The organism is Agrococcus sp. DT81.2 (genome assembly GCF_049844935.1).
Taxonomy (GTDB): domain Bacteria; phylum Actinomycetota; class Actinomycetes; order Actinomycetales; family Microbacteriaceae; genus Agrococcus.
Map to the genome: position 1 here is coordinate 226,007 of NZ_JBNCLZ010000005.1, position 20,696 is coordinate 246,702.

Sequence of the window (20,696 nt, forward strand, 5' to 3'; positions counted from 1 at the left end):
TGTCAATCGCCGGCATACAGTGGCCGCATGAGCGAGGAGCGCATCGAGCTGCGGGCCGATGACACGGACGCTCGCGCCCAGGCGATGGCGCGGGCGCTCAGCTCGCCGCTGCGGCTGCGGGTGCTGCGGCTGTGCGCCTTCGAGTCGCGCACGAACAAGGAGCTCGCCGAGCTGCTGGGGGTCAACCCCGGCACGATGCTGCACCACGTGCGCACGCTCGTGCAGACCGGATTCCTCGAGGCCGAGCCGGAGCGCGCCGGGACCGGCGGGGCTCGGGAGGTGCCGTACCGCGCGACGGGGCTCTCGTGGCGCACGTCGATGCCAGAAGGCTCCCCCGTGCTCGTCGAGACGTTCCTGCAGCAGATCGAGGGGCTGCCCCCCGATCAGCTCGACGCCACCTGGATGGGCCTGAAGATCGACGACGCGCACCGCGAGGAGTTCGAGCGGCGCCTGCTCGAGCTGCTCGACGAGTTCAAGGATCGCGGGCCCGATCCGGACGGAACGACGCTCGGCTTCTTCGCGGCGCTCTACCCCGACCGCAACCCGCCCTCCACCAGCGGCTGAGGCTTGCGTCGCACGACGGTGGGATGATGGCGGGCATGACCGACTCGACGACGCAGGGCGCTGCCACGCAGGGCACGACCACGCAGGGCACCACCACGCAGGGCACCACCACGCAGGGCACCACCAACCAGGGCACCACCACGCAGGGCACCACCAACCGATCGACGACGCCGACGTCGTCGGCGTTCACGGAGCACATCCAGTCCGGCTGGGCCGAGCGCGAGACGGCGACGCCCGCGCCGCGCGCCGCCGCCGCGCCCGCGGCCGAGCACCGCGCGCGGCTGTCGGCGATGCACCCCGGCGTGCGCCTCGTCATCCCCGCCGGCTCGCTGAAGGTGCGCTCGAACGACACGGACTACCCGTTCCGCGCGCATCCCGACTTCACATACCTCACGGGCTGGGGGTCGGATGCGGAGCCTGACTCGGTGCTCGTGCTCGAGCCCGTGCAGGCTGATGACGCAGAGGGCGACGGCCACGACGCGACGCTGTACTTCCGCGGACCGGCCGGGCGGGGCACGACCGAGTTCTACGCGAACCCCGCCATCGGCGAGTTCTGGGTGGGCCCGCGCCCGTCGCTCGCGCACGTCGCCGCCGACCTCGGCCTCGCGACCGCCGACCTCGGCGAGCTCGACGCCGTGCTCGAGGCCGACGGCCCCGCGCTCGTCGTCACCGGCGCCGACCCCGACGTCGAAGCGCGCGTCGCCGACGCGAACCCCGACGGCGACATCCTCGCCCGCGACCTGAGCGAGCTGCGGCTCGTGAAGGACGCCTGGGAGATCGGCGAGGTGCAGGCCGCCGTCGACGCGACCGCGCGGGGCTTCGACGACGTCATCGCAGATCTCGCCGAGGCGACGCGCCACGAGCGCGGCGAGCGCATCGTCGAGGGCGCCTTCCACCGTCGCGCCCGGCTCGACGGCAACGCCGTCGGCTACGACACCATCGCCGCATCCGGCCACCACGCCTGCTACCTGCACTGGACCCGCAACGATGGGCAGGTGCGCGAGGGCGACCTGATCCTGCTCGACGCGGGCGTCGAGGTGGACAGCCTCTACACGGCCGACATCACGCGCACGCTGCCCATCTCGGGCACCTTCACCGACGTCCAGCGGCGCGTGTACGACGCGGTCGTCGAGGCGGCCGACGCGGCGTTCGCGATCGTGAAGCCCGGCATCGTCTTTAAGGAGGTGCACGCCGCCGCGATGGAGGTCATCGCGCGGAAGACCGCCGAATGGGGGCTGCTGCCGATCTCGGCGGAGGAGTCGCTGGAGCCCGACCAGCAGCTGCACCGCCGCTGGATGGTGCACGGCACGAGCCACCACCTCGGCCTCGACGTGCACGACTGCGCCGCCGCGCGCCGCGACTTCTACCACGACGGCATCGTGCGCGAGGGGATGGTCTTCACGATCGAGCCCGGCCTGTACTTCCAGGCCGACGACCTGACCGTGCCCGAAGAGCTGCGCGGCATCGGCATCCGCATCGAGGACGACATCGTCGTCACGGCCGACGGCGCGCGCAACCTGTCGGCGGCCATCCCGCGCTCGGCCGACGAGGTCGAGGCGTGGATGCGCGAGGTGCGCGAGCGCTGACCGGAACGTGGGCGGCGGCTCAGCCCGTGACGAGCGTGACCGCGATGACGAGCATCACGACGGCGATCGCACCGTCGAGGATGCGCCACGCGCGCTCGGTGCGCAGCAGCGGCGCGAGGAAGCGCGCGCCGTAGCCGAAGCCGACGAACCAGAGCGTGCTCGCGGCGATGCCGCCGGCGAGGAACCACCAGCGCGCGTCGCCGTGAGTGGCGGCGACGGATCCCAGCACGACGGTCGTCTCGACGATCGCGTGCGGGTTGAGCCAGGTGACGGCCAGGATCGTGGCGAGCGTCGCGAGGCGGCCGCTGCGGGCGCGCGTCGCGACCGCGACGCCGCCGGCGGCCGGCTCTGAGGCATCCGCCACCTCGGGCGCCGCCTCGAGCGACCCGCCCCCGCGCCATGCGCGGCGTGCGCTCAGCAGCGCGAACCCGACGATGAACGCGGCGCCCGCCCAGCGAGCGACGGTCTCGAGCCACGGGTGGCTGGTCACGAGCGTCGCGACACCCGCGACGCCGATCGCCTGCAGGATGGCGTCGCTCACGACGCAGACGAGCACCACGATGCCGACGTGCTCGCGGCGCAGCCCCTGCCGCAGCACCACCGCGTTCTGCGCGCCGATCGACAGGATGAGCCCGAGGCAGAGCCCGAAGCCCGACAGCAGCGCGATGATCCCCTGGTCCATGGCTACGACGCTAAACGGCCATCACGATGCAGTCCAGCGCATGATCCTGCAGCAACGTAAGCATCGCTTCATCTACGATCGGCGCATGGACCTGCCGCTCGATCATCTCCGCACCCTCGCGGCCGCCGTCGATGCGGGCACGCTCGAGCGGGCCGCTGCGCAGCTGGGCGTGACGCCGAGCGCCGTGAGCCAGCGCATCCGCGCGATCGAGCAGCGCGTCGGCCGTGTGGTGCTGCAGCGGACGAAGCCCGTGCGCGCCACCGAGGCCGGCGAGGCGCTCGTGCGGCTCGCCCGCCAGCTCGCGCTCCTCGAGCACGACGCGCGCGTGGCGCTCGGCGCCGACTCGCCCGCCCAGCGGATCCCGCTCGCCGTCAACGCCGACTCGCTCATCACCTGGTTCATGCCGGCGCTCTCCGCCGTCGCGGCGGAGCGCTCGGTGACGTTCGAGCTCCACCGCGAGGATCAGGAGCGCACCGCGCAGCTGCTCGAGGACGGCACCGTCATGGGCGCCGTCACCTCGCAGCGCGCCCCGGTCGCCGGTTGCATCGCGTCGCCGCTCGGGCGGATGCGCTACGTCGCCGTCGCCGAGCGCGGCTTCGCCGAGCGCTGGTTCGGCGACGGGCTCACGCGAGCGGCGCTCGAGGCAGCGCCCATCGTCGACTTCGACCGCCACGACACCCTCCAGTCGCGGTTCTCGAGCCGCCACGGCGCGAGGGCGTCCGCTCCCCGGCACGTCATCTCCGCATCCGCCGAGTACGCCGAGGGGGTGCGGATGGGTCTCGGCTGGGGCATGCTGCTGCCCGGCCAGTTCGAGCCTGGGCTCGCGGACGGCTCGCTCGTGCAGCTCGCCGACGACACGGTCGAGGTGCCGCTGTGGTGGCAGCGCTGGAACCTGTCGTCGCCGTTGCTCGACCTCGTGACGGATGCGGTGCAGACGGCCGCGCGCACGTCGCCCGCGCTCGTCTGAGGCGGGTCAGCCGACGGGCGGCTGCGGCGGAGCCGGCGGCTGCTCGCCGACGGCGGGCGCCTGCGGCACGACCGCCGCGCCGGCGCGCTGGCCGATGATGTGCATGGCCTTGCCTGCGGTCTCCTGCGGTGCGACGACGTCGTAGCGCGCGGCCAGCACCTGCTGCACCGACGCGTAGTCGCGCTTGCGGCGCGTCATCGCGTGCGAGGTGAGGCTCAGCAGGATGCCGAATGCGAGGCCGAGCGCCGGGAAGACGAGCACGGAGGTGACCGCCTCCGGGACGAACAGCAGGAAGACGAGGCCGAGGAACGCGCCGAAGCCGAGGCCGCGCATCGCGCCCTGCACCGCGACCTTGCCCCAGGTGAGTTTGCCGACGATGCGCTCGACGAGCTTGAGGTCGTTGCCGATGATCGCGAGGCCCTTGAGCTCCGCCTCGGCGCCCGACACCTTCGCGACCGCGGCCTGCGCCTGGTCGTACGTCTCGTAGGAGGCCACGACGATGCCGCGCGGCAGATGCTGGTCGCCGCTGGCGGATCGCTGGAACATGCTCACCCGGCCAGTCTCCCACGCGGCTCGCGGGCGGCACCGGGCGGTTCGCTCACGGCGTCACACCGTGACGAGAGGTGCCGCGCGGTACGTTGGACGCCATGAGCGCCCCCACCGTGTTCGTCGCGCGCCTCGCCGGCGCGGGCGTCTTCGACCCCGCTGGAGAGCGGATCGGCAAGGTGCGCGACGTCGTCACCGTGCCTCGCGTCGATGCCTCCCCGCGCGTCGTCGGGCTCGTCGTCGAGGACCGCGGCCGCAACCGGGTGTTCCTCTCGATCGGCCGCGTGCTCTCGATCGGCGGCGGCCAGCTCATCGCGTCCGCCATCAGCGACCGCCGCTTCCGCCAGCGTGGCGGCGAGCGACTGCTGCTCGCCGACGTGCTCGGCCGCACGGTGACCCTGCGAGACGGCACCCCCGCCGTGCTCGAGGACCTCTCGATCGCGGAGCGCGGCCCGGGCGAGTGGGAGGTCGACGAGCTCTTCCTCCGCAAGCCGAAGGTCGGCCCGTTCGGCAAGGGACCGACGACGCTCGCGCGCTGGAACGAGGTGCAGCACGAGCCCGACGCCGAGCACGACACCGACCACCTGCTCGCCTCGCTCGACGAGCTCGCGGCCGCCGACGCCGCATCCGCCATGCTCGACCTGCCCCAGCAGCGCATGATGGAGGTCGCCGAGGACCTCTCCGACGACCGGCTGGCCGACATCCTCGAGGAGATGCACGAGGACCGGCAGATCGAGATCCTCAACGCGCTGCAGGACGACCGCGCCGCCGACGTGCTCGACCAGATGGAGCCCGACGACGCCGCCGACCTCGTCGCCCACATGACCACCGAGCGCGCCGAGACGCTGCTCGAGCTCATGGACCCGGATGAGGCCGAGGACGTGCGCATGCTGCTCGCGTTCGGCTCCGACACCGCGGGCGGCCTCATGACGACCGAGCCGATCATCCTCGCTTCCGACGGCACCGTCGCGGAGGCGCTCGCGCTCATCCGCCGCCACGAGGTGGCGCCCGCGCTCGCGGCCGCCGTCTGCGTCACGCTGCCCCCGTACGAGGCGCCGACCGGCCGGTACCTGGGCATGGTGCACTTCCAGCGGCTGCTGCGGTACCCGCCGAACGAGCGCGTCGGCACGCTGCTCGACGAGCAGATCGAGCCCGTGCTCACGAGCGACACCGCCGCAGAGGTGACGCGGCAGATGGCCGCGTACAACCTCGTCTCGGTGCCCGTCGTCGACACCGCAGGGCGGCTCGTGGGCGTCGTCACGATCGACGACGTGCTCGACCACCTGCTGCCGGCCGACTGGCGCGCGCAGGAGGAGCAGCATGGCTGAGCGCGACGAGCAGTTCGCCCGGCCGAAGGCGCGGCGCCGCTTCGTCATGCCCAAGTCGCAGGACCGCTTCGGCCGCTTCACCGAGTCGTTCGCGCGCGCGATGGGCACGCCCGGGTTCCTCATCGGGATGACGATCTTCGTCACCTTCTGGCTCGGTTACAACTCGATCGCGCCCGCCGAGGCGCAGTTCGACCCGCAGGACCAGGGCTTCCCGCTGCTCACGCTCGTGCTGAGCCTGCAGGCCTCGTACGCCGCGCCGCTGCTGCTGCTCGCGCAGAACCGGCAGGACGATCGCGACCGCGTGCAGATCGAGCAGGACCGCCTCCGCGCCGAGCGCAACCTCAACGACACCGAGTACCTCGCTCGCGAAGTGGTCGCGCTGCGCATGGCGATGCGCGACATGGCGACGCGCGAGTTCATCCGTGCGGAGCTCAAGGCCTTCGTCGACGACCTCGACGAGCGGCGCGAGCCCGCCCCGTGATCCGGCTGTGCCTGATGTCGCCGTGCCTGATGCCGCAGTGATCGACCCCCGCCTCGAGCGCGCGCTCGGCACCGTCATCGACCCGGAGATCCGGCGCCCGCTCGTCGAGCTCGACATGATCCCGACCGCGACGCTCGACGCCGGCGTCGCGCGCATCCGCCTCGAGCTGACGGTGGCGGCGTGCCCCGCCGCCGACCGGATCGAGGCGGATGTGCGCCAGGCGGCCGCGTCGGTGCCCGGCGTGGACGCCGTCGCCGTCGAGGTCGCCGTCATGGACCCCGTGAGGCGCCAGGCGCTCGTCGAGCGGCTGCGCGGCTCCCGACCGGCCCAGTTCGGTCCCGACACGCTCACGCGCATCATCGCCGTCGCGAGCGGCAAGGGCGGCGTCGGCAAGTCGACCGTCACCGCGAACCTCGCCGTCGCGCTCGCCGCGCGCGGTCTCGCGGTCGGCGTGATCGACGCCGACGTGCACGGCTACTCGATCCCCGCGCTGCTCGGCTGCGACGCGAAGCCCACCAGGGTCGGCGACATGATGATGCCGCCGGAGGCGCACGGCGTGCGGCTCGTGTCGATCGGCATGTTCGTCGACGGCAACCGGTCCGTCTCGTGGCGCGGCCCCATGCTGCACCGGACGCTGCAGCAGTTCCTCACCGACGTCTGGTGGGGCGACCTCGACGTGCTGCTCATCGACATGCCGCCCGGCACGGGCGACGTCGCGATCTCGCTCGGGCAGCTGCTGCCGCACGCGCAGGTGCTCGTCGTCACGACGCCGCAGCGCGCCGCGGCCGACGTCGCCGAGCGCGCGGCGGAGGTGGCGCGCCAGACCGGTCAGCAGGTGCTCGGCGTGGTCGAGAACATGGCGGGGCTCGCCCAGCCCGACGGCTCGATCCTCGAGCTCTTCGGTGCCGGCGGCGGCGACGAGGCGGCGCGGAGGCTCGAGGTGCCGCTGCTCGCGCGCATCCCGCTCTCGGTCGCACTCCGGGAGGGCGGCGACGCGGGCTCCCCCGTCGTCGCCGCCGAGCCGACGGATCCCGCGGCCGCCGCGATCATCGCGCTCGCCGAGGCGCTTCGCGGTACCCGCTCGATCGCGGGCCGCGGCCTCCCCCTCGCGCCCGCCTGACCCCTCCCCCGCACGTGAGTGGTCACTCCTGCACGTGAGTGGTCACTCCCGCACCTGAGTGGTCACTCCCGCACGTGAGCGGTCACTCCCGCACCTGAGTGGTCACTCCCGCACCTGAGTGGTCATTCCGCCGGGTGAGTAGCGCCTGCGCTGCATGACCACGGATGCAGTGACTACGCGACGCAACGGGGACGTGGGTGACGGGTTCGGTAATGCGGGGGGCGGTTCCGCTACGTGCGTCCCGGCTTCCTTCCCCGACCCACTCCGGCGCGGGAGTGACCACGCAAGCGTGGAGGTGACCACTCAAGCGCGGAAATGACCGCTCGAAAGCGGGAGTGACCACTGAGGCTCGGGAGTGACCACTGAGAGTCGGGAGTGACCACTCAGGCTCGGGAGTGACCACTCAGGCGCGGGAATGACCACTCAGGCGCGGGAGGCGGATCGTCAAGCCGCTAGGTCGCCTCGTCGTCGAAGCGCATCGGGCCGTCGTCGCGGCGCGGCAGGCCCGTCACCGTCGCGACCGACGACGCCGCGGCCGCGGCGGCGAAGTCCTGCGGCGCGGGATCGTCGCGCAACGCGTCCATGACGATGCGCCGCGGGTCGTACTGCCGCGGGTCGAGCCTGCGCCAGTCGACCTCGTCGAACTCCGGCCCCATCTCCTCGCGCATCCGCTCCTTCGCGCCGCCCGCGAGGTCGCGCAGGCCGCGCACGAGGGCGCCGAGCTTCTCGGCGAGCGCGGGCAGCCGCTCGGGGCCGATGAGGATGGCCGCGAGCACTGCGATCAGCAGCAGCTTGTCGAGGGTGATGCCTGCGAGGGACACGTCTCCAGGGTAGTCGAGCCCACGCGGTCGGATCCGGCGGCGAGCCTGGAGGCGACGGATGCGCGGCACCACTAGGGTCGTGGGCGGAGGAACCGTGCAGACATCATCGCTCATCGCCAAGTACCTCGACGACCTCGCGAGCGAGGACGAGGTGCTCACCGCCGCGCGCGACGCCTCCGTCGAGCTGGGCATCACACCCATCGCCCCCGCCGTCGGCGCGCAGCTCGCCGCGGTCGCCGCGGGCACGCAGGCCGCCGCGATCCTCGAGGTCGGCACCGGCGCGGGCGTCAGCGGCCTCTGGCTGCTGCGCGGCGCCCCCACCGCCACGCTCACCTCGATCGACACCGAGCTCGACCACCAGCAGCACGCGCGCGCCGCGTTCGCGAAGGCCGGCATCCCGGTCACGCGCGCTCGCCTCATCACGGGCAAGGCCCGCGACGTGCTGCCGCGCATGAACGAGTCGAGCTACGACATCGTGCTCATCGACGCGGACCAGGCAGGGATGCTCGAGTACGTCGAGCACGCGCTCGCGCTCGTGCGCGTGGGCGGGTCGGTGCTCGTCGCCCACGCCCTGCTCGGCGGCAAGGTCGCCGACCCCGCGCAGCGCGACGACGCCGTCGCGGATGTGCGCGCGCTGCTCAAGGAGCTCTCGACGAGCGACGCCGTGCAGGCGGCCATCTCGCCCGTCGGCGACGGCCTGCTGCAGATCGTGCGCAAGCCCGAGCCGCCGGCGCCCCAGCAGCGCTAGCGCCGGACGCGGAAGGGGGCCGATCCGTTATGGATCGGCCCCCTTCGCAGTCGGCCGAAGCGGCCGGACGGGATCACGCGGTGACGACGACCTCGCCAAGCGCCTTGTGGAGCGCTGCGGCCTCAGCGTCGTTCACGGACACGACGAGGCGTCCTCCGCCCTCGAGAGGGACGCGGACGACGATGACCCGACCCTCCTTGACGGCCTCGAGCGGTCCATCTCCGGTGCGTGGTTTCATGGCGGCCATGGAGGCACCCCTTTCGGTTCTGTGCTGCTAGGGCTATTGTCTCACGTTCTCGAGCCAGGTTTCTCGTTGCGGCGGCACGGCGAGCCCTAATATATGGGGAGTCCTCGACTATGGGACCGTCCAGTCGGCGCCGTTCACGTGCCAGCAGAACCAGATCCAGACCGGCTGCAGCGCGATGCATGCCGCGAGCAGCGCCGCTCGCGCCCACGTCGGCCGCAGCGCGGCGACCATCGCCGCCGCCGGGAAGATCGGCATGAGCAGCCGCCAGGTCGACGACTGCGGGAACCAGACCGCGGCGAGGTACAGCAGGTACGCGATCGTCCACAGCCGCGGCTCGAGCGCGACGCCCCGTCGCCACGGCCCGGCGAGCAGCGCCACCGCGGCGGCGACGATGCCGACGAGCCAGAGCGGCCACCACGGCCCGAACCACCACTCGAGCCCGATCGGCCAGGGGGTGAGCGGCACGAGCTCCTGCCGGCCGATGTACGCCGAGCGCCAGCTCAGCTCCGTCTCGACGTAGGCGGTGGTGCTGCCGGTGACGAGCGTGCACGCGATGAGCCAGCCGAAGCCCCACAGCGCGCTCCACACCCCGAGCCCGACGAGCATCCGCCGCTCCGCCGCCGGGAACTCGGCGCGGTCGCGCGAGAGACGGATGAGGAACCACAGCCCGAGCGCGAGCGCGAACGCGAGGCCGCCGGGGCGGGTGAGCGAGAGCACCGGCAGCAGCCCCCAGAGCCACGGCCACGCGCGCTTGCGCCACGCGAGCAGCGCGCCGGCGAGCAGCAGCAGGAACAGCGACTCCGCGTAGCCCAGCTGGAGCACCGGCGCCGTGGGCGAGAGCAGCACGAGCGCGAGCGCGAAGCGCTCCCTGCCGGGCGCGATGTCGGCGAAGAGCCGGTAGGCGACGAGCGCGAACGCGAGCGAGGCGGCGACCGACACGAGCACCGACGCGGCCTCCCACGGCAGACCGACGGCCATGAGCAGCCGCGCGACCATCGGGTACACGGGCATGAACGCCCAGGCGTTCTCGCCGACGTGCCCGTCGTCGTCGAGCGGCAGCTCCGACGGGTAGCCGGCGACCGAGACGATGAAGTACCAGTGGGCGTCCCACATCGTCGAGTAGTCGAGCAGGCCGGGGCCGGCGGGCGTCCACGAGCTCTGCTCCTGCCGGCCGGCGAAGGCGACGAGGAAGGCGGTGCTGATCAGCCTCGAGACGAGCCAGAGCGCGGTCGGCCACAGCCACCAGCGCTCGGCGCCGCTCGGGAGGAGCCCGGCGCTGCGCTCGGTCAGGCGGGTGAGAGCCACGTGCGGAGGCTCTCCTCGGTCGCGAGGATCTGCGCGACGGGCACCGACTCGTCGTCGGCGTGCGCCTTCGACGGGTCGCCGGGGCCGAAGTTCACGGCGGGGATCCCGAGGCTCCAGAAGCGCGCGACGTCGGTCCAGCCGTACTTCGGCTGCGGCGTCACGCCGACCGCGTCGATGAACTCCTTCGCGAGCGGCGCGTCGAGACCGGGGCGGGCGCCGGGGGCGGCGTCGATGACGCGCACGTCGAAGCCCTCGAACAGCTCGACGACGTGCTCGGTGGCCTCCTCGAGGGTGCGCGAGGGCGCGAAGCGGTAGTTGACCTGCACCACGCACTCGTCGGGGATGACGTTGGTCGCGACGCCACCGGAGATCTGCACGGCGTTCAGCCCCTCCCGGTACCGCAGCCCCTCGACGTCGATCTGGCGCGGCCGGTACGACTGCAGCACCTGCAGCACCTCGGCCGCGTCGTGGATGGCGTTGTGGCCGACCCACGCGCGCGCCGAGTGCGCCCGCACGCCGCGCGTGCGGATCTCGGCGCGGAGCGTGCCGTTGCAGCCGCCCTCGATGTGCCCGTTCGAGGGCTCGCCGAGGATGGCGAAGTCGCCCTGCATGAGCTCGGGGTGGGCTGCGGCGAGGTTTCGGAGGCCATTGAACTCCTCGCCCACCTCCTCATGGTCGTACCAGATCCAGGTGAGGTCGACGATCGGCTCGGCGAGCTCGGCGGCGAGCTTCAGCTGCACGGCCACGCCCGCCTTCATGTCGACGGTGCCGCGGCCCCAGATGTGCGGCTCACCGTCCACGTCGACGTCGCGGGTCGGCAGGTTGCCGTTGATCGGCACGGTGTCGATGTGCCCGGCGATGACCACGCGGCGATCCCTTCCGAGCTCGGTGCGGGCGACGACGGTGTCGCCGACGCGCGTGACCGTCAGGTGCGGCACGGCCCGCACTGCGGCCTCGATCGCGTCGGCGAGCGGCCCCTCGTTGTCGGAGACGGAGTCGATGTCGCACAGCGCGCGGGTCAGCTCCACGCTGGTCGCGGCGAGGTCGAGCGGGAGGGCAGTCATGCGCCCCAGCCTAGACTTGGAGCATGGCTCGCCTCGCACACGGACATGCGCTCGTCACCGTCTTCGAGGGTCGGGTGCTCGACGCCTGGTTCCCCCGCCCGGAGCTCGGATCCGCGAACGGCGACGAGGCCTGGGTCGGCGGCGGCGCGCTCGGCGACCAGGCCGGTCCCGTGCCCGAGCGCGGCGTCGTGCTCGAGCACCGGCACGTCGAGATCGACCTGGATGCGGCACCGGCGTCGACCGAGGACGCCTACCTGCGCCTGCACCTGCTCAGCCACCGCCTGGTGCAGCCCAACACGATCAACCTCGACGGCATCTTCGCGGCGCTGCCGATCGTCGCGTGGACGAACGCCGGCGCCGTCGACCCCGAGTGGGCGACCGCCCACCGCGTGCAACTGCAGCGCGCCGGCATCCAGGTGCAGCTCGTCGACCGCTTCCCGCGCATGACCGACTTCGTGATCCCTGACGGCGTCCGCATCGGCGACGCGTCGCGCATCCGCCTCGGCGCCCATCTCGCGCCCGGCACGGTCGTCATGCACGAGGGCTTCGTGAACTTCAACGCCGGCACGCTCGGCACCTCCATGGTCGAGGGCCGTGTCTCGCAGGGCGTCGTCGTGGGCGACGGCACCGACATCGGCGGCGGCGCCTCGATCATGGGCACGCTCTCGGGCGGCGGCAAGGAGCGCGTGCAGCTCGGCGCCCGCGTGCTGCTGGGCGCGAACGCCGGCGTCGGCATCTCGATCGGCGACGACTCGGTCGTCGAGGCGGGGCTCTACGTCACCGCCGGCACGAAGGTCACGCTCGTGCCCTCGGGCGAGACGGTGAAGGCCGTCGAGCTCTCGGGCACGCCCGGGCTGCTGTTCCGCCGCAACTCGGTGACGGGCGCGGTCGAGGTCGTCGCGCGCGACGGCCGCGGCGTCGAGCTGAACGCGCTCCTCCACTAGGCATCCGCCGCCGGGCGCCCGCCGACCGACGGAGCGCGCGTTCCGCCGAGCGGCGGAGGCGACGGGCCACCCGGCGCTGGCAGGCTGGGGCCATGACGTCCGTGCACGCCCAGCCCACGCCCACACCGCCCCCGCCGGGGCCCGCGCTCGAGCTCGTGCAGCTCGCGAAGCGCTTCGGCCAGAAGGTCGCGGTCGACGGGCTGAGCCTCGCCGTGCCGCAGGGGTCGATGTTCGGGCTCGTGGGTCCCAACGGGGCTGGCAAGACCACGACCCTCTCGATGGCGACGGGGCTGCTGCGGCCCGACCACGGCGCCGCGTCGGTGCTCGGCCACGACGTGTGGCGCGATCCGGCCGCCGCGAAGGCCATCATGGGCGTGCTGCCCGACGGCGTGCACCTGTTCGACCGCCTCACGGGGGCCGAGCTGCTGCGCTACAACGGGCTGCTGCGCTCCATGCCGGAGGCCGACGTCGTCTCCCGCTCCGCCGACCTGCTCGCGGCGCTCGGCCTCGCCGACACCGCCGGCACCGTCGTCGCCGACTACTCCGCCGGGATGCGCAAGAAGATCGCGCTCGCGTGCGCGCTCATCCACGCGCCGCGCGTGCTGATCCTCGACGAGCCGTTCGAGGCGGTCGATCCGGTCTCGGGCGAGGCGATCCGCGCGATCCTGCGCGGGTTCGTCGCCTCCGGCGGCACCGTCGTGCTCTCGAGCCACGTCATGGAGCTCGTCGAGTCGCTGTGCGACCGGGTCGCCGTCGTCGCCCAGGGGCGGCTGATCGCGACCGGCACCCTCGACGAGGTGCGCGGCGGCACGAGCCTGCAGCAGCGCTTCGTCGAGCTGGTCGGCCAGCAGGCTCCCGACGCGGAGGGGCTCGCGTGGCTGCGCACTTCCTCGCGCTGAGGTTCCGGCTGCTCGTCGGCAGCATGCGTCAGAGCCCGTGGACGATCGTCGCCGTCGTCGTGACCGTGCTCGGCGCGATGTTCTTGCTCGGCTCGAGCCTCGTCGGCGCGATCGCGATCCGCGCGCTGGTTCCCGAGCTCGGCCCTGCCGCGGCCGTGGTCGCCGGCTCGCTGCTCGTGCTCGCACTCACGGCCGTCACCGTGCTGATCGGCACGAGCGACCCGCTCGCGACCGAACGCTTCAGCCTGCTGCCCGTCCGGGTGGGCCAGCTGCGGCGAGGCCTGCTCGCGGCCTCGGTGCTGGATGCGTGGGTCGTGGTGGGCGTGCTCGGCGCGGCGATCGGCGTGGTCGTCTGGTCGACCTCGGCCGCGGCGCTCGCGACGGCCGTCGTCGCGCTCCCGATCGCCGCCGCGACCGCGGTGCTCGTGCCGCGCGCCATCGCCGACCTGCTCGCCCGGCAGCTCGCGAGCAAGGGCGCGAGGGATCTCATGGCCATCCTGCTGCTCGTCGTCATCCTCGGCCTCACCGTCGGCATGCAGCTGCTCACGAGCGGGGTGCGCGCCATCGGCGACCTCGCCGACGTCCTGCAGGGCGCCGCATCCGTGCTGGCGTGGACGCCCCTCGGTGCGGCGTTCGACCTGCCACGCGCGGTCGCCGAGGGCGCCTGGCTCGAAGCGGGCGCCAAGCTCGCGATCGCGCTCGGCACCGTCGCCCTCGCGTGGTGGGGCTGGGGACGGCTGCTCGGCGAGCGCCTGACGCATCCCATCGTGCTGCGCGGCGGCGGTCGCGTGCGCGAGGGACGCCTGCTTGACCGCCTGCTCCCCGCGACGCCGGTGGGAGCGATCGCGGCGCGCAGCATCCGGTACCGCCGTCGCGACGTGCGCCACCTCATGAACGTCATCGCGGCGCTCATGGTGCCGGCGGTCGTCGGCGGCGTGCAGCTCGTGGGCGTCGTCGAGGTCGACGTGAACGGCTCGGGGCTCCCGCTCGACGGGCTCGCGCTCCTGCCTGTGCTCATGGCCTTCGTCGCGGCAGCGGTCGTGCAGATCGACCTCGCCTACGACAACAGCGCCTTTGCGTGGCACCTGCTCACGGGTGTGCGCGGCGCCGCGGACCGCGCGGGCCGGCTGCTTGGCATCGCGGTCGTGTTCGTGCCTACCCTCGTGCTCACCGCGGTGCTCTCGACCTGGGCGAGCGGTCGCTGGGAGCTGCTGCCCGCGAGCATCGGCGCCGGCGTCGGCACGTTCCTGCTGCTCGCGGGCACGATGCTGTGGCTCGGCGTGCTGCTGCCGGGCGAGGCGCCAGCGCCTGGCTCGAACCCGCTCGGCAGGGGCTCCTCCGGCGGCATGCAGTCGCTCGCGGGCATCGCGCTGTCGGTGCCGGTGCTCGGCATCGTCGGCGCACCGTGCATCGGGCTCGCCGTCGCCGCCATCTGGATCCCCTGGCTCGGCTGGTTGAGCCTTGCGGTCGGGCTCGTCGTCGCGGCCCTCGCGGCCTGGTTCGGCATCCGCGTCGGCGGCGCAGCCCTCGACCGCCGTGGCCCCGAGGTGCTCGCGCAGGTCTCGAAGTCGACGTAGCCGCCACGGGCGGAAGCGGTCCGGGCGCCCGCCGCACGAGCGGAGGCGGAGCCGACCTCCGCCGGTGGACGCGCCGCTCCCCCGTCGAGGCGACAGGACGCGGGGATGGGATGTGGTACCCGGCCGGGTGCATCGGCGGCGGTTGCGCGCTCGGGGCGGCGAGGACGGCGCGGGGCGCTCACGGCGAGCGGTGATGCCACAGGCGGAGGCGGGTTTCGCCTCCCGCCGTGCACGGAGGCGGAAGTCGCCTCCGACCGTGACCGGACGAACGTCCCGGCTCAGCCCAGCATCGCCTGCAGCGGGCCCCGCACGAAGAAGACGACGAACAGCGCGGCGACGATCCACAGCAGCGGCGAGATCTGCTTCGCGCGGCCGGAGACGGCGTTCACGATCACCCAGGCGATGAAGCCGACGCCGATGCCGTTCGCGATGTTGTACGTCAGCGGCATCACGACGATCGTCAGGAACGCGGGCAGCGCGACCCGGAAGTCGGTGAAGTCGATGTCGGCGATCTGCGCCATCATCATCGCGCCGACCACGACGAGCGTGGCCGCGGCGACCTCGAGCGGCACGATCTGGGTGAGCGGCGTGAGGAACATCGCCGCGAGGAACAGCACGCCGGTGACGACCGACGCGAGGCCCGTGCGGGCGCCCTCGCCGACGCCGGCGGCGGAGTCGACGAAGACGGTGTTCGAGGATGCGCTCGCGCCGCCGCCGGCGACGGCGCCGAAGCCCTCGACGATGAGCGCGCGCTTGAGCCCCGGGAACTGCCCGTCGGGCGTCGCGATGCCCGCCTGCCGGGCGAGGCCCGTCATGGTGCCCATCGCGTCGAAGAAGTTCATGAACACGAGCGTGAAGATGAACATCGTCGTCGCGAGCACGCCGATCCGCTCGAACGAGCCGAACGACACCTGGCCGAGGAGCGACAGGTCGGGCAGCGCGACGACGCTCGTCGGCAGCGCCGGGGCGTTGAGGTTCCAGGCGTCGGGGTTCTGGCCGAGCGACGGGCCCACCTTGAAGATCGCCTCGAGGATGATCGCGACGATCGTCGTGCCGACGATGCCGATCAGCAGCGCGCCCTTGACGCGCAGCGCCAGCAGGATGCCCATGAGCACGACGCCGATGACGAACACGGCGGTCGGCAGGGTCGTGATCGAGCCCCCGTCGCCGAGCTGCACGGGCGGGGCGGCGATGCCGGTCGTGCGGACGAAGCCGGAGTCGACGAAGCCGATGAACGCGATGAACAGGCCGATGCCGACCGCGATCGCGCTCTTGAGCGCCGGCGGCACGGCGTCGAAGATCATGCGGCGCAGCCCCGTGGCGGCGAGCACGACGATGATGACGCCGTTGATGAGCACGAGGCCCATCGCCTCCGGCCAGGTCAGCTCGCCGACGAGCCCGAACGCGAGGAACGAGTTGATGCCGAGGCCCGCGGCGAGCCCGAAGGGGACGTTCGCGATGAGGCCCATCGCGAGCGTCATCAGGCCGCCGACGAGTGCCGTGACGGCCGCCACCTGGCCGTTGGGGAGCCATCCGCCCTCGACGTCCGTCGCGGCCTGCTCCGGCGAGAACCCGCCGATGATGAGCGGGTTGAGCACGATGATGTACGCCATCGCGAAGAACGTGACGAGCCCGCCGCGCACCTCCTGCGAGACGCTCGAGCCGCGCTCCGAGATCTTGAAGAAGCGGTCGACGGCGCTCTTGGGCGGCGCCTGCGTGGTGCTGGTCATGGATGCTCCGGGATTGACGCGCGCAGGCGACGGCGGGTGGGGTGGTGCGGGGAGGGTCAGATGTGGCGCTCGACCGGGCCGACGTACAGCTGCTGGGGGCGGCCGATCTTCGTCTGCGGGTCGAGGATCATCTCGCGCCAGTGCGCGATCCACCCCGGCAGGCGGCCGATCGCGAACAGCACCGTGAACATCCGCTCGGGGAAGCCCATCGCCTTGTAGATGACGCCGGTGTAGAAGTCGACGTTCGGGTAGAGCTTGCGCTCCTTGAAGTAGTCGTCGGCGAGCGCGACCTGCTCGAGCTCCTGCGCGATGTCGAGCAGCGGGTCGCGCACGCCGAGCTGCGCGAGCACCTCCTCGGCCGACTGCTTCACGAGCTTCGCGCGCGGGTCGTAGTTCTTGTACACGCGGTGCCCGAAGCCCATGAGCTTGACGCCCTGCTCCTTGCGCTTGACGCGCTCGACGAAGCGCTCGACGCTCTCGCCGGAGTCGCGGATGCCACGCAGCATCTGCAGCACCGCCTCGTTCGCGCCGCCGTGCAGCGGGCCGGAGAGGGCGTGGATGCCGGCCGAGACGGAGGCGAACAGGTTGGCCTCGGTCGAGCCGACGAGCCGCACGGTCGACGTCGAGGCGTTCTGCTCATGGTCGGCGTGCAGGATGAGCAGGCGCTCGAGCGCCCGCACCATGACGGGGTTCTGCACGTACGGCTCGGCCTGGATGCCGAAGTTCAGCTTGAGGTAGTTCTCGACGAACGAGAGCGAGTTGTCGGGGTAGAGGAACGCCTGGCCGATCGACTTCTTGTGCGCGTAGGCGGCGATCACCGGCATCTTCGCCAGCAGGCGGATGGTCTGCTTGTCGACCTTCTCGGGGTCGCGGGGGTCGTGGTCGGCCTCGTAGTAGGTCGACAGGGCGCTCACGGCGCTCGAGAGCGCGCTCATCGGGTGCGCATCGCGCGGCAGCGCGTCGAAGAAGCGACGCAGGTCCTCGTGCAGCAGCGTGTGCCGGCGGACGCTGTGGTCGAAGTCGGCGAGCTCGTTCTCGTCGGGCAGCTCGCCGTGGATGAGCAGGTGCGCGACGTCGAGGAACGTCTTCTGCTCCGCGAGCTCCTCGATCGGGTAGCCGCGGTACCGCAGGATGCCCTGGTCGCCGTCGATGTACGTGATGGCGCTGCGCGTGGCCGAGGTGTTGACGAAGCCGTAGTCGAGCGCGGTGAGCCCGGTGTCGCGCGTGAGCTTGGCGACGTCGATCGCCGAGCGGCCGTCCGAGGCCTCCAGCACGGGCAGCTCGGTGGAGCGGCCGTCATGCTGCAGGGTCACGGTGCGGGGCGCGCCCTCGTGCACGGAACGGGCGGGCTGCGTAGCGGTGTCCTCGGTCGTCACCAGGACAGCCTACCGATGGTCGGCACGAGCCTCGGCCACTGCCCTTCCCACGCCCGCACGACTCACGCCCGCAGGCGCGCCGCGGCTTCGGCGATGTCGTCGTCGGATGCGGTGAGCGCGACCCGCACGTGGGTCGCGTCGCCGTAGAACGAGCCCGGGGCCGCCAGGATGCCGAGGCCCGCCAGCGCGTCGACCTGCGCGAGCGCATCCGTGCCGTCCGACGCCCACAGGTAGAGGCCCGCGTCGGAGCGCACGTCGAAGCCCCGCTCGCGCAGCGCCGGCAGCAGCAGCGCGCGGCGCGCCCGGTAGCGCTCGCGCTGCTCGGCGACGTGCGCGTCGTCGCCGAGCGCGACGGCGAGCGCGTGCTGCACGGGGCTCGGCGCCATGAGGCCAAGGTGCTTGCGCACCGCGAGCACGCGCTGCACGACGGCGGCGTCGCCGGCGACGAAGGCGGCGCGGTAGCCGGCGAGGTTCGACTGCTTGCTGAGCGAGTAGACGGCGAGGAGCCCCGTGAGGTCGCCGTCGGTGACCCGCGGGTCGAGGATCGACGGCGCCTCCTCCACCTCCCACGGCAGCAGCGCGTAGCACTCGTCGCTCGCGACCACGATCCCCCGCTCGCGCGCCGCGCGCACGACGCGGCGGAGCGCATCCGTCCCCAGCACGTCGCCGGTCGGGTTCGACGGGGAGTTGAGCCACACGAGCCGCGTCTCCGCCGGCCAGTCGTCGGGGTCGTCGGCGCGCACGGGGGTCGCGCCGGCCATGCGCGCGCCGATGTCGTAGGTCGGGTACGCGACCGACGGGTGCACGACCGCGTCGCCCGCGCCGATGCCGAGCTGCAGCGGCAGGCCCGCGACGAGCTCCTTCGAGCCGATCGTGACGAGCACATGCCGGTCGTCGAGGCCCGGGACGCCGCGCACGCGCGCGAACCACTCGACGATCGCCCGCCGAGCCTCCGGCGTGCCCCAGTTCGTCGGGTAGCCGTGCGCGTCGGTCGCCTCGCGAAGCGCCAGCTGCAGCAGCTCGGGCGTCGGGTCGACGGGCGAGCCGACGCTCAGGTCGACGAGGCCGCCGGGGTGCTCGGCCGCGCGGGCCTTCGCCCCCGCGAGCGTGTCCCAGGGGAAGTCGGGGAGCTGGATCACGGAGCGCGGGCTACGGGGTCGGCTGCGCCTGCGGCGGGAGCGCGGCCACGATCGGGTGGTCGAACTGCAGCACGCCGACCTTCGCGGCGCCGCCGGGCGAGCCGATCTCGTCGAAGAAGTGCACGTTGGCCTCGTAGTACTCGGCCCACTCCTCGGGCGTGTCGTCCTCGTAGAAGATGGCCTCGACGGGGCACACCGGCTCGCAGGCGCCGCAGTCGACGCACTCGTCCGGGTGGATGTAGAGCATCCGCTCGCCCTCGTAGATGCAGTCCACCGGGCACTCATCGACGCACGCGCGATCCTTGACGTCCACGCACGGGAGCGCGATCACATACGTCACTGCCGTTCCCCTTCCGTCGCCTTGCCAGCCATCCTAATCCGCCGCATCGCCTCGGCGTCCGGCCACGCGAGCGCGACGAACGAGACGACGGCCGGCACGATCGTCCAGAGCCAGCCGGGCACGTTGGCGGGCACGAGCGCCCGCTCGGTGCCGAACGCGCCCCGGCCGAGCGGGTCGATGGCGACGAGGGCCACGACCCCGATGAGCCCGAGGACCGCCGCGAACGTCAGCGGGCGCGACCCCGATGCCGCTCGCACGCCGACGATGAGGCCGACCGCGGCGAGCAGCGAGAGCGCGATGCCCCACGGCAGCTGCTGGTGCGAGAACGTGCCGACGACGCCGACGACGGCGCCCGCGAGCACGGTGGCGATGCGCAGGCCCCAGCGGATGCGGCGGCGCGGCCTCGTCTCGATGAGCGTGTAGTGCTCGACCTCGTCGAGCGGCCGGCGCTGGCCCCCGACGTGCAGCACGTCGCCGTCCTCGACGACGAGCTGCGAGCGGTGCTGGCCGAGCGCCGCGAGCACCCGGTCGCGCACGGGCGCGAGCGGGAAGGCGACGTCGCCCGCCCGCTTCGAGCGCACGTAGAGCGGCAGGTCGTAGCGACGCGCTGCGACGACGGATGCGTGGTGCGCGGCCACATGGTCCGGGTGTCCGTAGCCGCCGTCGACGTCGTAGGTGACGATCGACGTCGGGTCGATCTCCTCGATGACCGTGCTGAGCGCATCCGCCAGGTCGTCGGGGTCGGCCTTGCTCATGGAGGTCGGCGGCGCGTCGGGCGCGGCGCCGGCGACGCCGCTCGCGTGCCACGACATGCCCGAGTCGTCCCAGCCGTGGATGCGGCGACCGCGCGCGCCCAGCGCACGCAGCGCGCCCTCGAGCTCGGCGCGTCGCACCTCGCCGACACCCACTTGCTCGACGTCGGCGAGCCGCTCCTCGCGGACCTCGCCCCGCTCGCCGAGCGTGAAGGTGACGACGACGGGGTCGCCGCCGCCCGCGGCGACGGAGGCGATCGCGGCGCCGGTCGAGAGCGTCTCATCGTCGGGGTGCGCGTGCACGAACAGCACGCGCTCGAGGCGGGGGTCCATTCCTCCCATCCAACCACTGCGCGCGCCTCGCCCACGCACGGCGAGGCGGGCCCCTTCCCCGAAGTGGCGGACCGTTGCACTCGTGGCGCGCCACTTGTGCAACAAGTCGCCACGCTGCGCGCGCGCACGCGGCTTCGTCGCGGCGGC

21 protein-coding genes are annotated in these 20,696 nt (G+C 72.8%); 10 read left to right on the forward strand and 11 right to left on the reverse strand.

The features are described 5' to 3' along the window. Positions 1 to 27 precede the first annotated feature (27 nt). Complete coding sequence (locus tag ACLQ21_RS11550; protein WP_425663810.1) at positions 28 to 564, forward strand: ArsR/SmtB family transcription factor; 537 nt, start codon at positions 28 to 30, stop codon at positions 562 to 564. Between the two features lie 35 nt (positions 565 to 599). Beyond that, positions 600 to 2,150 carry an aminopeptidase P family protein gene (locus tag ACLQ21_RS11555; protein ID WP_425663812.1) on the forward strand — a complete coding sequence of 517 codons (1,551 nt, stop codon included), beginning with the start codon at positions 600 to 602 and terminating at the stop codon, positions 2,148 to 2,150. 19 nt (positions 2,151 to 2,169) lie between these two features. On the opposite strand, the gene ACLQ21_RS11560 is transcribed toward ACLQ21_RS11555, so the two are convergent. After that, entirely contained in the window at positions 2,170 to 2,832 is a 663-nt protein-coding gene (locus ACLQ21_RS11560; protein ID WP_425663814.1) for a LysE/ArgO family amino acid transporter, read from the reverse strand. Between the two features lie 85 nt (positions 2,833 to 2,917). Between ACLQ21_RS11560 and ACLQ21_RS11565 the strand changes: the two genes are divergently transcribed. Continuing rightward, on the forward strand, positions 2,918 to 3,799 hold the full coding sequence (locus ACLQ21_RS11565; RefSeq protein ID WP_425663815.1) for a LysR family transcriptional regulator ArgP: 882 nt from the start codon (positions 2,918 to 2,920) through the stop codon (positions 3,797 to 3,799). A gap of 6 nt (positions 3,800 to 3,805) precedes the next feature. On the opposite strand, the gene ACLQ21_RS11570 is transcribed toward ACLQ21_RS11565, so the two are convergent. Next, positions 3,806 to 4,345 carry a general stress protein gene (locus tag ACLQ21_RS11570; protein ID WP_425663918.1) on the reverse strand — a complete coding sequence of 180 codons (540 nt, stop codon included), beginning with the start codon at positions 4,343 to 4,345 and terminating at the stop codon, positions 3,806 to 3,808. 101 nt (positions 4,346 to 4,446) lie between these two features. Here ACLQ21_RS11570 and ACLQ21_RS11575 point away from each other — a divergent pair, with 101 nt between their 5' ends. Genes ACLQ21_RS11575 through ACLQ21_RS11585 form a run of 3 tightly spaced genes read left to right on the forward strand, consistent with a single transcriptional unit; the run spans position 4,447 to position 7,274 of the window. Further along, positions 4,447 to 5,673 carry a magnesium transporter MgtE N-terminal domain-containing protein gene (locus ACLQ21_RS11575; RefSeq protein ID WP_425663817.1) on the forward strand — a complete coding sequence of 409 codons (1,227 nt, stop codon included), beginning with the start codon at positions 4,447 to 4,449 and terminating at the stop codon, positions 5,671 to 5,673. After that, positions 5,666 to 6,154, forward strand: coding sequence for a DUF1003 domain-containing protein (locus tag ACLQ21_RS11580; RefSeq protein WP_425663819.1), 489 nt, complete (start codon positions 5,666 to 5,668; stop codon positions 6,152 to 6,154). The genes ACLQ21_RS11575 and ACLQ21_RS11580 overlap by 8 nt, the downstream gene beginning before the upstream one ends. A gap of 22 nt (positions 6,155 to 6,176) precedes the next feature. Next, positions 6,177 to 7,274, forward strand: coding sequence for an Mrp/NBP35 family ATP-binding protein (locus ACLQ21_RS11585; protein ID WP_425663821.1), 1,098 nt, complete (start codon positions 6,177 to 6,179; stop codon positions 7,272 to 7,274). A 452-nt stretch (positions 7,275 to 7,726) separates the two neighbouring features. Here ACLQ21_RS11585 and ACLQ21_RS11590 read toward each other — a convergent pair whose 3' ends face one another. Beyond that, entirely contained in the window at positions 7,727 to 8,095 is a 369-nt protein-coding gene (locus ACLQ21_RS11590) for a twin-arginine translocase TatA/TatE family subunit (RefSeq protein ID WP_425663823.1), read from the reverse strand. A 94-nt stretch (positions 8,096 to 8,189) separates the two neighbouring features. On the opposite strand from ACLQ21_RS11590, the gene ACLQ21_RS11595 reads away from it, so the two are divergent. Further along, on the forward strand, positions 8,190 to 8,843 hold the full coding sequence (locus tag ACLQ21_RS11595) for an O-methyltransferase (protein ID WP_425663825.1): 654 nt from the start codon (positions 8,190 to 8,192) through the stop codon (positions 8,841 to 8,843). 73 nt (positions 8,844 to 8,916) lie between these two features. Here ACLQ21_RS11595 and ACLQ21_RS11600 read toward each other — a convergent pair whose 3' ends face one another. From ACLQ21_RS11600 to dapE, 3 genes are all read right to left on the reverse strand, one after another. After that, positions 8,917 to 9,090 carry a DUF3117 domain-containing protein gene (locus tag ACLQ21_RS11600; protein ID WP_123698332.1) on the reverse strand — a complete coding sequence of 58 codons (174 nt, stop codon included), beginning with the start codon at positions 9,088 to 9,090 and terminating at the stop codon, positions 8,917 to 8,919. Positions 9,091 to 9,198: 108 nt separating this feature from the next. Next, positions 9,199 to 10,395, reverse strand: coding sequence for a hypothetical protein (locus ACLQ21_RS11605; protein WP_425663827.1), 1,197 nt, complete (start codon positions 10,393 to 10,395; stop codon positions 9,199 to 9,201). Continuing rightward, entirely contained in the window at positions 10,377 to 11,459 is a 1,083-nt protein-coding gene (gene dapE / locus ACLQ21_RS11610; protein WP_425663829.1) for a succinyl-diaminopimelate desuccinylase, read from the reverse strand. Before dapE ends, ACLQ21_RS11605 begins: the two co-directional genes overlap by 19 nt. A 23-nt stretch (positions 11,460 to 11,482) precedes the next feature. On the opposite strand from dapE, the gene ACLQ21_RS11615 reads away from it, so the two are divergent. From ACLQ21_RS11615 to ACLQ21_RS11625, 3 genes are all read left to right on the forward strand, one after another. Next, complete coding sequence (locus tag ACLQ21_RS11615; RefSeq protein ID WP_425663831.1) at positions 11,483 to 12,403, forward strand: DapH/DapD/GlmU-related protein; 921 nt, start codon at positions 11,483 to 11,485, stop codon at positions 12,401 to 12,403. Positions 12,404 to 12,495: 92 nt separating this feature from the next. Beyond that, positions 12,496 to 13,302 carry an ABC transporter ATP-binding protein gene (locus ACLQ21_RS11620; RefSeq protein ID WP_425663833.1) on the forward strand — a complete coding sequence of 269 codons (807 nt, stop codon included), beginning with the start codon at positions 12,496 to 12,498 and terminating at the stop codon, positions 13,300 to 13,302. Continuing rightward, positions 13,278 to 14,879 carry a hypothetical protein gene (locus tag ACLQ21_RS11625; RefSeq protein ID WP_425663835.1) on the forward strand — a complete coding sequence of 534 codons (1,602 nt, stop codon included), beginning with the start codon at positions 13,278 to 13,280 and terminating at the stop codon, positions 14,877 to 14,879. The genes ACLQ21_RS11620 and ACLQ21_RS11625 overlap by 25 nt, the downstream gene beginning before the upstream one ends. A gap of 278 nt (positions 14,880 to 15,157) precedes the next feature. Here the strand turns inward: ACLQ21_RS11625 and ACLQ21_RS11630 are convergent, their stop codons facing one another. The 5 genes from ACLQ21_RS11630 to ACLQ21_RS11650 form a co-directional block, all read right to left on the reverse strand. Continuing rightward, entirely contained in the window at positions 15,158 to 16,609 is a 1,452-nt protein-coding gene (locus ACLQ21_RS11630) for an NCS2 family permease (protein WP_425663836.1), read from the reverse strand. 56 nt (positions 16,610 to 16,665) lie between these two features. Beyond that, complete coding sequence (locus tag ACLQ21_RS11635; protein WP_425663920.1) at positions 16,666 to 17,946, reverse strand: citrate synthase; 1,281 nt, start codon at positions 17,944 to 17,946, stop codon at positions 16,666 to 16,668. A gap of 101 nt (positions 17,947 to 18,047) precedes the next feature. After that, positions 18,048 to 19,124, reverse strand: a complete 1,077-nt coding sequence (gene dapC, locus ACLQ21_RS11640) for a succinyldiaminopimelate transaminase (protein ID WP_425663838.1) — start codon at positions 19,122 to 19,124, stop codon at positions 18,048 to 18,050. Between the two features lie 10 nt (positions 19,125 to 19,134). Further along, positions 19,135 to 19,464 carry a ferredoxin gene (gene fdxA / locus ACLQ21_RS11645; protein ID WP_425663840.1) on the reverse strand — a complete coding sequence of 110 codons (330 nt, stop codon included), beginning with the start codon at positions 19,462 to 19,464 and terminating at the stop codon, positions 19,135 to 19,137. Further along, positions 19,461 to 20,549: a PIG-L family deacetylase gene (locus tag ACLQ21_RS11650; RefSeq protein WP_425663842.1), complete on the reverse strand. Its 1,089-nt coding sequence runs from the start codon at positions 20,547 to 20,549 to the stop codon at positions 19,461 to 19,463. The genes fdxA and ACLQ21_RS11650 overlap by 4 nt, the downstream gene beginning before the upstream one ends. Positions 20,550 to 20,696 lie beyond the last annotated feature (147 nt).

What these genes read in the sequence shown, in the direction of transcription:
- ACLQ21_RS11550 (WP_425663810.1), top strand. Translation starts at nt 28, where the DNA reads ATGAGCGAGGAGCGCATCGAGCTGCGGGCCGATGACACGGACGCTCGC.
- ACLQ21_RS11580 (WP_425663819.1), top strand. Translation starts at nt 5,666, where the DNA reads ATGGCTGAGCGCGACGAGCAGTTCGCCCGGCCGAAGGCGCGGCGCCGC.
- ACLQ21_RS11560 (WP_425663814.1), bottom strand. Translation starts at nt 2,832, where the DNA reads ATGGACCAGGGGATCATCGCGCTGCTGTCGGGCTTCGGGCTCTGCCTC.
- ACLQ21_RS11615 (WP_425663831.1), top strand. Translation starts at nt 11,483, where the DNA reads ATGGCTCGCCTCGCACACGGACATGCGCTCGTCACCGTCTTCGAGGGT.
- ACLQ21_RS11600 (WP_123698332.1), bottom strand. Translation starts at nt 9,090, where the DNA reads ATGGCCGCCATGAAACCACGCACCGGAGATGGACCGCTCGAGGCCGTC.
- ACLQ21_RS11565 (WP_425663815.1), top strand. Translation starts at nt 2,918, where the DNA reads ATGGACCTGCCGCTCGATCATCTCCGCACCCTCGCGGCCGCCGTCGAT.
- ACLQ21_RS11620 (WP_425663833.1), top strand. Translation starts at nt 12,496, where the DNA reads ATGACGTCCGTGCACGCCCAGCCCACGCCCACACCGCCCCCGCCGGGG.
- ACLQ21_RS11570 (WP_425663918.1), bottom strand. Translation starts at nt 4,345, where the DNA reads ATGTTCCAGCGATCCGCCAGCGGCGACCAGCATCTGCCGCGCGGCATC.
- dapE (WP_425663829.1), bottom strand. Translation starts at nt 11,459, where the DNA reads ATGACTGCCCTCCCGCTCGACCTCGCCGCGACCAGCGTGGAGCTGACC.
- ACLQ21_RS11555 (WP_425663812.1), top strand. Translation starts at nt 600, where the DNA reads ATGACCGACTCGACGACGCAGGGCGCTGCCACGCAGGGCACGACCACG.
- ACLQ21_RS11575 (WP_425663817.1), top strand. Translation starts at nt 4,447, where the DNA reads ATGAGCGCCCCCACCGTGTTCGTCGCGCGCCTCGCCGGCGCGGGCGTC.
- ACLQ21_RS11630 (WP_425663836.1), bottom strand. Translation starts at nt 16,609, where the DNA reads ATGACCAGCACCACGCAGGCGCCGCCCAAGAGCGCCGTCGACCGCTTC.
- ACLQ21_RS11650 (WP_425663842.1), bottom strand. Translation starts at nt 20,549, where the DNA reads ATGGACCCCCGCCTCGAGCGCGTGCTGTTCGTGCACGCGCACCCCGAC.